This is a genomic window from Leadbetterella byssophila DSM 17132, from assembly GCF_000166395.1.
Classification (GTDB): domain Bacteria; phylum Bacteroidota; class Bacteroidia; order Cytophagales; family Spirosomataceae; genus Leadbetterella; species Leadbetterella byssophila.
In genome coordinates this window covers 3,366,421-3,379,587 of the sequence record NC_014655.1, presented here as the reverse complement: position 1 = coordinate 3,379,587, position 13,167 = coordinate 3,366,421, and the positions used below count along the sequence as shown (strand labels likewise).

Below are 13,167 nucleotides of genomic sequence, written 5' to 3'. Positions count from 1 at the left end.
TCGGGATTGCGACCCAGCCTATTCCAGCGGAATTTTGTACATGCTATGAAATTTTACCGCTATGAAACTCCTCTACTTACTTTTATTCTCTACCCCCCTTTGGGCTCAACCTTTACAAATGAGGGGAGGGCTGCAAATAAGAGGAATCTATTATAACTCGGAAGGTCAGCCACCAAGAAGAGACCCTTTCACCTATGTAATTTCGGGAAATCACCAACTCTCCTTCTTAGGCATGCATCTCCCTTTTTCTTATTCCTTTAGTGATCAGGGGAGGAATTTCCAACAACCTTTCAATCGCTTCGGATTAAGTCCAACCTATAAATGGATTACCCTTCACGGTGGTTACAGGAACCTAAGCTTTTCACCCTACACCCTAGATGGGCATACCTTATTCGGAGGGGGCATAGAACTAAGACCAGGAAAATTCAACGTGGGATTTGCCATGGGAAGGCTGAACAAAGCTACCGCCATTGATAGCACCTCCGGTCAAACTTGGGTTCAAGCATTCCATAGAACGGCGTTTGCCGCAAAAGCTGGCTATGATGGAGAAAAAACTAGTATCACCCTTTCCTATCTACAAGCTAAAGACGATGCCGGAATAGTAGCAGATTCTGCCACAAACCGCCCTGCTGCTAACTCTGTACTAGGACTAGCCTTTAAATGGAAATTTTTACCAAAGTTCCACCTGATTGCCGACGGAGGATTTAGTCTCTATACCAGAGATAGATTTTCTACCCTGAACTTCACTCCGGATAAAGGTAAAAAACTGTACGAGGCTTTAAATCTGAATGCCAGTACAGAAGGCCAAATGGCCTACACTGCGGGTTTGGGATATCAAGGGAAAGACTTTGGCATAGATATACTTTACAGATACGTTGACCCCAATTTTGAATCCATGGGAGTCTATTACTTTCTCAATGATCTAAAAAGTTTAAGTCTGGCTCCCAAGGCCCAGTTACTTAAAGGAAAACTGAGGTTCCAGGCTAATATAGGCATACAAGAAGACAATGTATTACAACAAAAAGAGGCTACCACCAGAAGAATAATAGCATTAGCCAATGCAAGTTATGACATAACAGACAAATTAAGCATTGACGGGAATTACAGCAATTACAGCAGTAATGCGGAACCTAGGGTAACATTTGTTCAAGACAAATACTTACTGGCTCAGACCAATACCAACTATTCTATAACACCCCGATTATTACTGCCCGGCAATAAGTTCAATCAACTCATACTCCTGTCCTTCCACGGAGCAGGATTAAAGGATGTCAATGCGGAAGATTCCGATATACAGACACAAGTAGCCTTTCTTTCCTATAATCTGATCTTCTCCAAGTTCAGTGTTATAGCCGGCCTAAATTATAACAACAATACCTTCGCCACAGGCAAAGTAAATCTTTACGGATGGCAAGCCGGAGGAAATGCTAATCTTCTTAAGAAGGCGCTTTCTCTAGGGCTTAACACCTCCTGGAATAAATCAGAAAGTGCTCAAGGGAAAGGTACTATCCTTAACAGCCAATTGAACGCCAACTACAGATTCTACAAAAAACATCAACTTCAATTTCGGGTCAATTCTCTCCTGAATAAGGTAGGAAAGACCCACAATGAATTAACTGGAGAACTTGCTTACGGTTTAAACTTCTAGTATCATGAAAACAAGACTATTTTCATTCCTACTCCTATTTTGCCAAATCACTGTATGGGCACAGGTGCAGGTCAATCTCAATATTCTGCCTCCCTATTCCACTCGCTTAAGTGATTATGCCAATCACCCCGGCAAAATGCTGGTAACCTTACAAAATACCGGCACAACCACACTTGAGGTCTACTTAAGAGCAGAGATAAGAGGAGAAAACGGCATCCGAATTTTTACTGCCGCGGATTATAGACCTACCCAAAGCATAACCCTAAGTCCTAGGGTACCCTATGTTTTAAATGTAGCAGAAATACAAACGCTCTTTAGCGCAGATGATCTTACTACCAGAGGTACTACTCTACGGGACATTGAGCGAATGAATGGACTTCCGGAAGGCTCTTATGAAGTATGTGTGAGAGCTTTTGACTTTAACCAACCTTCTAGACCTTTATCGCCTGACCGGCCAACTGGATGTAGGCAAATCCAGATGAGTCTTTCAGAACCTCCCATTCTTATCAAACCTTTAAGAGATGAGACAGTTCAAGTCACAACTGCCCAAAATGTTCTATTCTCATGGACTCAACCGGCAGGTCTGGCTCCAGGGACAAAATACATCCTAAAGGTTGTGGAGATGTTTGATGAGGATAGAAATCCTAATGATGCTTTTCTTTCATCTCCACCATTTTTTGAAAAAGAAGTAATTGGAAACGTGTATTTAATGGGTCCTGCAGATCCGGCTTTGGTGCATAATAGAAGATATGCCTGGGCGGTGCAAGCAGTGAGCAAGGAGGAAATGGCTATGCGAAATGCAGGTAGGTCAGAGGTTCGTTCTTTTAAAGTCAATCAGTTGCAAATAGGATATAATAATCCTGAAATAGCAACTATTGCACCTCTTCCCTCCTTTAGCTTAATCCATCTAAAAGGAAAATTAAGATATTTTTGGATGACCGCTAGCGTAGGGAGTGCCAACTCTACTTTGCAATTTCAAAACCCAACTCCCTTACCTGCATCTGTATTTAATAATTATCAAAACAGCCCACTAGCTGGAGTAACAGTTCATTTGGTGGAAGCTTTCCAGTTTCAGAATCCTCAAACCGCAGGTAATCTAGGTGCAGTAGGATCCTTACTTCCTGGAAATATTATTACATATGCCCCCTTAGGATCAAGCCATTCTTTGCGCACAGAAAACAATCCCTTAGCCACAGCGGTTACAGATGCTCAAGGCAATTTTAATTTCCATTTTCCGGCATTAGAAAACTATGATTTTTCATACAAGATGGTCAATATTCAATTGGGAAGTGGAGAATTTAATGCGAGTATCTCAGGAATGGCCAGGAAAGTTCTCATGGTTAAAATCGGAACAGGGGGAGCATCATGGTATGCACATCCCATCCAGTTCCATGATTCAAAATCATCTGATATGGGCACTTTCTACGCTAAGGTCAAAACCTTTAATCCTACCATCGAGGTGGCTGACAAAAATAATCCAAATCTAGTCAAAGATGGAGTTGAAGTCATCATCGTTAGAAAGAGTCCGAGACCCACTTTAGTACCAAAAGACGAGGGAAATCCCGGAAATTTTTCACCAAAAGAAACCTTTGGGGTTTGGAATTATGAGGTGATAGCCAAAGGTGTGACAGATGCTAGTGGAAGGGTAAATTTCCGGAATATTGTACTCTATTATTGCAATAATAATGAAAGCCCTTATCTGGTTTTTGTCCGGCCTAAAAATGAATATTCCACCTCACACAGCTTTAACGCTGTCTATTTTAACGGATATCCATTACGTTATGCAAGAGAAAGTCAATTCAATGGAGAGTGCTACAATAATAGTTTATATAACCTGAATGAATCGTGCTACCAGGAAAATTGCTTTTATGGACTTACTATGTCTAATGCCCAAACGTGGGCTTTGCCTCTCGTAAACTCCTCCTTCGATAATTTTAATAGAGTTCCTATTTCCACTTGGCACCCTAGAATTTACGCCACTGTAAAGAACCGACATGCAGGAACCCAAGGAGAATTAGGATTAAACGAACCTGGTGTATCATGGTATCTCTGGAAAGTAGGTCTTCAAGGTGCACAAGATGCTCATTCATTAGTGGGAACACTTGGCGGAAGCCCTGGAAAGTGGGGTGCATATGTAGAAACCGGATCACAGGGCTTTACCAGTCTCTTTCTTCACCTTCTACAGAGAAATCATCCTATGTCATTAACCAGATCTGGAGTAACGGGCGAGGATGGAAGAATAAATGCAGAAGACCTGCCGGTGGAATATTCTGGCGGTCAGCAAAAGGGATATTTCTACCTATTAGTACTATCAAAAAATGGGTTCCATTCGAATTACACTGCCGTAAACAGAATAGCTACTATAGGGGGCGTGGTGGGCGACATGAATCCTGCTCTAATGGGAAATTCATATAATGCAGGAATCAAGTTTATGAAGCCAAAAGGAAATCTTCAAATCAGATTAAAAGGAGAAGATGGACCATTGCTAAGTGGAAAAGTATTCTATTATGATCCGGAAACAGGACAAAATGGAGACATGGTAGATATCTATTCAAATGGAGAATATAAAAATGTCGTGGTTCCAACAGGCAATAATATCCGAATTGTAGTACTACCCACCAATAAAGAAAAGTACCAAACAGATACCCTCCATTTTCCCATTACGGAGAATATGCAAAAGGAGATTATCGTTCCTTTGAAAATCCACAGAATACACTTTAAAATTAATGGATATTTGCACAATGCCATTGCGGGTGCCAAGATTAAACTAGTCAACCTACCTCCGGGATCCGCCACCTTCTATCCGAACATTAAAAGTTCACATCTATATGAAGGAACCTCCTCTCCCGTTCAGCATTTTCCAACTTCCGGAAATGATCAGGATGGAGGGGTGCCCAATCTGCAATCCACTTCTACTCCAGAAATAATAGGACCCACTCAAAAGATTACAAATGAGGCAGGAAGGGCTGAGTTCGCCTTCTCCAATTCTTCAAACGGGCCATTTATCTTTCATATTAGTGGCCCGCAGGGAAGTGGTTTAGTTCAAGTAGAAAAGAATGTCATGAACCCTTCCGGCAAAGAATGGCAAATAGTAAATGTAACCCTTAGAAAAGGCAGAAAAGTTAGTGGAAGAGTAACGGTAGGAGAAAGTCCGGTTGCTAATGCGAGAGTGCGTGTAAAAAATTCTTCTCCCCTAATAGAGACCTTTACAAATGATGCCGGAGAATATATGTTGGAAAATGTTCCAGCAGATATCAATCTGACTTTCACCGCCTCAAAAGGAGGATCAGGATTAGTAGGTCTTGAATACACTGAAGGTAGAGAGAATGAAGTAAAGTATGGTAAAATTTATGCGCAACATGCCCAGAGTGACCAAACCACCATCAATTTTGATCTAAGAATCTATGATGACATGGACATCAGAGCCTTGCTTGGATTCCCTATGGAAGTGACCCAATTAACAGAAGTAGGCTCTTCCGTTAGGGTCAATGCCCTACTTACTCTTCCTCAACAAGGATGGGTTACAACTAACGAACTATTACAGATAGACGACATTACCCTCATAAAAGACAATAAACATAATGAAGATAATGTCCCTTATGCAAGACCACAAACCTTGCCATTTGCCCTTCAGCTTCCAGAACTACCGGTTTTAGTTCACCAGAGCTATGCAGGGGATTTAACTGAACTTCGACTTAATCGTCTTGGATCACAAGGTACAGGGGTTATTCAAGCAAAAATAGGTATTAGATCCATCTCATTTAATGACCCCAATTTCCAGTTTGAAAGTAAAATGTATCTCAAGGAAAAAAGCGGACAAATGCTCATGAATTCCTTTAGTAGTGGTCCGATAGCCTCCTTCATACTAGACATCATTCCTTGCAACGCTTCAGGAGGAAATTTTGAATTCAAACTTGTCTATACAGGAGAATTTTCCGCTACGGCACTAGGTGCCGGATCAAAATTCAGTGCTAACTCGGTTCTATTGGATACTAGAATTAAAACCCAGTTGCAGAACATAGGAGATCTGAACTTACCGGCCGGGATTCTAACTATTGGAAATGACAAAAAATTAAAGCCTTTTGCAAATACTCTCCAGCATACTGTAAATCTTCAACAGTTCAAACTGGACTTAACCAAAATCACAGGAAACAATGCAGGGATATTTCTTGGAGGGAAGGTACGTGCATTAGGACTGGAAATGCCTTTCCAAAATGCCACCCTATATCCGGACAGACTGCATATAAATACTTTGGAAATTGAACAATTGATGCTGCCTGGAAACATCCCTCTCATGGTATCATCCCAAGCCAGTTTCGGATACGAAGCTACCCCAGGAAGATGGTACCTAGCCGTACTGCCTCCTGAAATAGGGAATTACGCAGCAAGAATACGTGGACAACATTTACAGGTAACTCGACCTGAAGATCACCTAGACTTCACAAGTCTATGGTTTTACAGTGACGGTAATAAGGAGTTCTTTATAGTCCCTGCTCCTGCTCCATTTAAAGTGAGGAACATCACTGATTTCTATGTACAAGGAGTAGAAGTTACGGAAACCACCTTTGCCATAAATGGTTTGCTGGAGCTGGGTATACCTGAACTTCCAGCCTACCAAACCGGCTTGATGTACCACGGAAACAGTCAATTCACCCTTCGTCCATTTAACATGCCCAACGCCGTCATTCAAGGAGTTAGGTTGAAGTTTGTCCAACCAAGTATCACTTTGACCAATGGTAAATTTGAGGTGAAAGGCAGCTTAGAAAATGAGGATCCGGACATATTTAAAAATATAGACTTTACCCTTACTAAAACTAATGGACCCTCAGGCACGCAAGTTAAAATAGATGAACCTCCACAAGGTCAAAACATGTATCTAGGCGGGGAAAGTAACTCTCGTATAATTGTTAGTCAATTGAAAGGTCTCATGAAGGTAGCCGATGGCATGTGGAGTACCTTGAAATTCACAGGAAACATGCCAGTAGAGATGGGCTTTAGTCCCGGTTCAAATACCTTGAACTTTGAGGCCATAGGTGGTTTAAGTGTAAATGCCTCCACAGTCAAACTCGAAAACATGGAGACCCCCTTTGGAGAGCTTACCATGCTATATGACCTAGCCCGACATAGACTGCTGGGTCAATTGAATTATACCGGTCAACTGGCCAGCATGGATGTGGAAGCCGATATTGAGTTTGCCGTTGACAAATACGGTTACTATTTCCTATCGGCAGCCCGAATGGAGATGAGTAATCCTAAAGTAGCTGCCCGTGGTTTTCTGTTGATGGGCGACTATCTACACAGAAAAAGCGATAGACAACAAGCCATAGAAAGTATTCTAAAAGAGTACAGTTACTACTACCGCTTTCTAAATGAACTACCCAAAGGATATCTACAGATTGACAGGTTGAACGGTTTCTTTATGGAAGCCGGCGCGGAAATCCCTTTCCCTGTCATACCCAATTTTGATATAGACCTTGTGGTAGTCTCTGCGAGACTTGAAGTAACCATTGGTGGAGACGTTAGACTAGGAGTAAACTTTGGAAATGTAAACTCCTATAATATGGGCATGTCAGTATTCGTAAATGCGGAGTTTGGACTAGGAGCTTCTGTTCTTATTGCATGTGCAGGAGTCGAAGCGAAAGCTAGTGCAGGAATCAATATGGACGGAACCTACTATAGTAATGACACATACCTACTAGAAGTAGGCGGATTTATAAATATAACCGGCTCAGCATATTATGGAGGAGGAGTAGGTTGCGATAGTGATTGTGATGGGCCATTGTGTGATAAATCTTCCGCCAGTGGCTCCATTGGTCTAGCAGCTATCGGCACTATTACCCATCAGAATTCAAGCTTTGAATTAAGAGTAAATTCCAATTCCTTTAAATAATGAAAACCTTACTATTTCTTCTAATAATGCCTTTTTATATGTTCGCTCAAACCGCTGGAGTAGTTCACTCCGGCCCAAAAGGCATCTTTATAACCATAGGCCAACATCCTCCCGGAACAAAGTATAGCTCCTACAAAATAGAACGATCTGAAGGAGGTGCATTTAAGACCGTGGCAGAACTACACCCTGTGAAAGACGTCAATGAATTCCGCAAAAACATGCAGGAAACTCAAAAATGGGTAGATTATCCCATCAAATTTGACATTTACAATACAGAAAACATTTGGAAAAAGGTTAAAGAAACTTCAGATGTTGAATCTTTAAAGACCGTAGGACACAGTATGCCGGTACTAGCGGGTTTTCACCTCATATGGCTAGACCAAGACGTAAAAAAAGGTAAAACTTATCAATACCGTATTACCGCTAAGGGGTTTGAACTTTTATCAGAGAGAATCACTTTCCAGCCCTTAGCCGCAGCTCCTTTGGAGCTTAAATCCTATCAATTCCTGAATGGAGTATTTCACTTCAAATTATCTGCATATGGAGTGAGAAAGCCTGTTTGGATCGACGTTTACAGGGCAGGTCCAGGAAAGGGTTTCGAGAAACTTAACATTGAAGCGTTTATTAGTAATTCAAAAGATACCCTTCAATATTCCGTAAGAGACAGCTCCGCTACCCCCTACCAGCCATACAAATACACCTTTAGAGCATACGATTTGTACGGAAATCAAAGTATTGACAATGATACAATACATACTGCGAGCTTAGATCCAACCACTTTACCTATTCCGGTAAAAGTAATAATCACGTCAGATTCACAAAAAATTACACTAAAATGGACTCAGACGAATCCTGAAATTGTACAATCTATTCTGCTAGAAAGAGGAACCAGCTCAGAAGGAGAATTCCAACCCCTCCATGAAATGTCAGGATTTGAAAACCAATATTCTGATGAAGATACGGAAGCGGGGACTACCTACTTTTATAGATTTAGAGTTAGTTATAAAGGTATAACAGATTCCAAACAAAGCACACTTTACAGTGCAATCCGTCACGATTTCCGTCCCTTAAGTCCTGTCCTAACCTTTGCAGGAGAAGAAACAGAAAAAGGAACTCAACTGAATTGGACAACACATGAATCAAAAGCCGTAGGATTCCATATCTACCGTCAGATAAACAACGAAGGATATCATCTACTTACCGAGTTGATACCTGCAGTTCGAGGAAAACAAGAATATAACTATCTTGACTTACATCCTGGAGGAGGAAAAACATACCATTATTATATCCGGACCATCTCGCGGAGTTATCAGGAGGGAATACCTTCAGACACCCTAACACTGGTTTCTACAAGGAATTTACCCGTCCCAAAAGCTCCCGTTGATTTTACATTACAGACCGTTGAAGATAAAATCTGGCTTACCTGGCAATCCATGCCTGAGGTAGCGGGCTATGTTATTCTTAGAGAAAGAGGCCAGGCAAAAGACACCTTATACACAGATAAAAATTTCTATGTAGATGAAGTCACAAATGCCACTTATCGCATAAAATCAGTCAATTGGACAGGTACTAGTAGCCCCTATACAAATCCTGTAAAATCTTCCAAGGTACTCAGAAAACCCGCCCCTCCTGGTGGGGTCTTAGTAAGTCCGGAGCGTAATGGAGGCATGAAAATCCTATGGGATAGTCCTGACGGTGACCAAGAGTTCAATTATCAAATTTATCGGTACGAGAAGGGCAAGAAACCCGCCAAACTGGCATTGGTAAAGACAAATGATTATTTGGATAAAACGGTAATTAAAGGTCGCACTTACTACTACTACGTGTGTACCATCAGCCCTGATGGCTTAGAAAGTGAAAAAAGTAAGGAAACGTATTTTACATATTAATCATGAAAAAGATCCTACCACTTATATTGATGCTATTTGCCTGTCACGATGAGGCTGTAGCACCTATTCCCCCAGTCTTGGAGAAAGTTAACCTGAGTGCGATCACCTTCGCTGAGGCAAAAGCCTCCTCCAGCATAGCTAAATTGGGAAATGAAGACATTCTAGAACATGGCTTCGTGTACTCAGAAAGTAATGAAGACCCCGTAGTGGGTCAAGACCTTGAGATCCTAAAAGGTGCAATAGACCCTGCTACTCCATCTCCTCTGTCCTTAAGTGCAGACCTGAAGGGTTTAAAGATGAACACTTCCTACTATATCCGTACTTTTGCTCAGGTTACTTCAGGTACCTATTATGGAGAGTCTACTACATTCAAGACCTTAAACATGACTCCTCCCGGCATTAGAACTGAGGCAGCGGATAATATCACTATCAATTCCGCGAGGATAAAAGGCACCTTAACTTCCAAAGGAACCCATAATATCACGGAATACGGCTTAGTTTGGAATACTACTACCTCACCTACAACTGCTTTACAAACCAAACAAGTATATACAGATAACGTTACTGCTTTCCCTATAGCCTTTACTGCTGACATCAAATCCCTTCAACCCAATACAACCTACTATTATAGAGCATATGCCATTTCAAATGGAATAACTACGTATGGAGAAAACCTGAACTTCAAGACTCCTGCTATAGCTCAACCGGGCATTCGTACTGACGCTGCAGCAAACATTACAATGAATTCTGCCACCTTAAGTGGAACAGTACTCACTGCTGGCAGTCTTCCTATAACGGAAAGGGGCATAGTGTGGGGAACCAGTGCACAACCCACCACCTCAAATACTAAAGCCTCTATTACAGGAAATGTTACCACGTTCCCGAACTCCTTTAATGTCAATGCCACCGGTCTCACCAAGAACACCACTTACCACTACCGAGCATATGTAATCTCTAATGGAGTCACTAGTTATGGAGAAAACAAAACCTTCGCCACTCCTGATGCTACTCCTCCGGGAATTCGAACAGATGCTGCAACTAATCTAAGTCCGGATGGAGCAAGAGTAGGAGGTACAATACTGAGTGCAGGCAGTTATGCTATCACTGAACGGGGTATTCTTTATGGCACATCGCAAGCAAATGCTACTACAAAGGTTTCACAATCCGGAAATGTGACATCATTCCCAACTGCATTTACTTTTGATATCAAAGGATTAAGCAAAACCACCACCTACCATTACAGAGCATATGTTATATCAAATGGCGTTACCACATACGGAGAATTCAGAACCTTTACTACTCCTGACGTAGCCCAACCTGGCATCCGGACCGATGCCGCCAGCAATTTCACGCCTACTTCCGTAAGATTAGGAGGAACAGTTCTGAATGGAGGGACCTATGCCATAACAGAACGTGGAGTAGTTTACGGTACTAGCGCTAATCCAACCACCTCCAACTCGAAATCAGCATTGACAGGAAATGTTACTTCCTTCCCAAGCTCATTTGGCATGGACATTAATGGACTAAACAGAAACACCACCTACTATTTCCGTGCCTATGTAATTTCAAATGGTGTAACTTCTTACGGAGAAAACTTGAGCTTCAGAACTCCAGATCTGGTGGCTCCGGGAATTCGCACGGACGGTGCAGAGAACATTAGACCTACGTCAGTACGCCTTTCTGGTACAGTCACAAGTGCAGGCTCCTACCCTATCACTGAAAGAGGAATAGTTTGGAGCACTTCCACTAACCCCACTACTAGCAATTCTAAGAGTTCTTTAAGTGGAAATGTGACTAACTTCCCTAATACTTTTGGCATGGATATCAATGGGCTATCACCAAACACTGCTTACCATTACAGAGCCTACGTTATATCAAACGGCAGCACATCCTATGGTGAGAACCGAACTTTTACTACCACTACGGTTACACAACCGGAAGTAAGAACAGATGGAGCATCTGAAGTCAACACTTCAAGCGCCAAATTCTTGGGTACCATCACTCAGGCTGGAACTTATCCTATTTCTGAATATGGTATTGTGTATAGCACTTCCAGCGGACCCACTACCTCTAACTCTAAGGCAGTGGCCGGCTCAGGTGTGAATAATTATCCTTATAGTTACGGTGTACAAGTAAATGGTTTGAATAAAAATACCACCTATTTCTTCCGGGCTTACCTGATCTCTAATGGTGTTACTTCTTATGGAGCAGTGAACACCATTACTACTCCTGATGAACGTCCAGTTAAAATAGCTTCCGGACAAGCTACTGATGTAAGCATTAATTTTGCGAGATTGAGCGGATTTATCGCCGACGGAGGATCATATCCTGTACAAGAAATAGGTGTTTGCTGGTCTACCTCTCCCAATCCAACCACCTCCAATTCTAAAGCATCCAAATCTGGCAGTGGTATAACTTATCCGCATGATTACAGTTTTGATGCCCATGGATTGAGAGAAGGATCTGAATACCATTTCAGAGCCTATGCCATCAGTAATGGAGTGACATATTATGGTCAAGATGTAGCATTCAAAACACATGTGGTGGCGAATCCTTCTGTTTCAACGGGAGACAATAGAAGCTTGAGTTCCTCTGTTCAGGAAGTAGCAGGTATCTTACAAAGTGCCGGTACCTATCCTATTACTGAACACGGAATTGTATATGGTAGGAATTCGGATATCAACCTAGGAAATGGCACTAAACTTTCCTTTAGTACCCCTAATAACCTTCGGTTCCCACATAGCTACTCGGCGCAAATATCCGGATTAGGTGGAATTTCAGCTCTCACATACTATTATCGAGCTTACTGTGTCACCTCTAATGGATCTGTACATTACGGAGATATACGCTCCTTCAGGAAATAAACAGAAAGGGGTACAAGAAAAGAAATCTAGTACCCCTATTCTTACAGAAAATCTAATGGACTTGGAGTGGGTTTACTTTGAATCATTTGGGCATAAATCTCCGTAGTTTTAATGGATTGATGCCCCATCAATGACTGAACGGTATGTAAATCTGTGCCACTTTGAAGCAGATGAATAGCAAAAGAATGACGCAAAGAATGAACCGTACCTGCCGTCTTAATCCCTCCATTCTTCAGTGCTCTTTTGAGTATTAGTTGCACACTTCGTTCACTATATTGCCCGCCATCCGGATTTTCAAAAAGATAATTTTTAGGCTGATATTCATTATAGTACGAACGCAAAATCTTAATCAATGGATCCGGAAGTGTTACCCAACGGTCCTTACTGTTCTTTGTAGATCTAATGCTCAGGAGTTTGTCGTGCGTCTTGATGTCAGACATCTTTAAATTTATCAGATCACTCACCCTTAATCCACAACTATAAATGATCATTAATATGGCCTTATGCTTAACATTTGGTGTGGCATCAAAGATCCGTTTGATTTCCTCTTTGGAAAAATACTTAGGTAGGGATTCAAACTTCCTTTTAGGATACAAGAACTTCAGTTCTAATTTTTGCTTCCCTACTAAATCATGAATCTTTTTGATGGCACCTACTAAGCCCTTTTGGTAAGAAATAGATATCTGATCAGATTTTTGCTTTACAAAGCTTTCAATCTCTGAAAGTGGCACGTCTTGCAAACTCTCGTATGGCTGTACGTGTTGCAAATACAACTTTGAATAATCTAGATAAGCCCTGATAGTATTAGGTGCGTATCGCTGTTCAATTAATTGTTTCTCAAATTCTTTTAGTATGTGTTCTGTTTTCATAGGCAAT

General features: G+C 41.6%; 5 protein-coding genes. 4 read left to right on the top strand and 1 reads right to left on the bottom strand.

Annotated elements, in window-relative coordinates; all coding sequences use genetic code 11:
• Window positions 1-61 precede the first annotated feature (61 nt).
• The 4 genes from LBYS_RS18455 to LBYS_RS14935 are packed head-to-tail and all read left to right on the top strand — an operon-like array spanning window position 62 to window position 12,291.
• Window positions 62-1,648: a TonB-dependent receptor gene (locus LBYS_RS18455; RefSeq protein ID WP_013409686.1), complete on the top strand. Its 1,587-nt coding sequence runs from the start codon at window positions 62-64 to the stop codon at window positions 1,646-1,648.
• Window positions 1,649-1,652: 4 nt separating this feature from the next.
• On the top strand, window positions 1,653-7,538 hold the full coding sequence (locus LBYS_RS14945; protein WP_013409685.1) for a hypothetical protein: 5,886 nt from the start codon (window positions 1,653-1,655) through the stop codon (window positions 7,536-7,538).
• Complete coding sequence (locus tag LBYS_RS14940; protein WP_041823763.1) at window positions 7,538-9,427, top strand: fibronectin type III domain-containing protein; 1,890 nt, start codon at window positions 7,538-7,540, stop codon at window positions 9,425-9,427. Before LBYS_RS14945 ends, LBYS_RS14940 begins: the two co-directional genes overlap by 1 nt.
• Window positions 9,428-9,429: 2 nt before the next feature.
• Window positions 9,430-12,291, top strand: coding sequence for a hypothetical protein (locus LBYS_RS14935; RefSeq protein WP_013409683.1), 2,862 nt, complete (start codon window positions 9,430-9,432; stop codon window positions 12,289-12,291).
• A gap of 41 nt (window positions 12,292-12,332) precedes the next feature.
• Here the strand turns inward: LBYS_RS14935 and LBYS_RS14930 are convergent, their stop codons facing one another.
• Window positions 12,333-13,160: a tyrosine-type recombinase/integrase gene (locus LBYS_RS14930; RefSeq protein ID WP_013409682.1), complete on the bottom strand. Its 828-nt coding sequence runs from the start codon at window positions 13,158-13,160 to the stop codon at window positions 12,333-12,335.
• Between the last annotated feature and the right edge of the window lie 7 nt (window positions 13,161-13,167).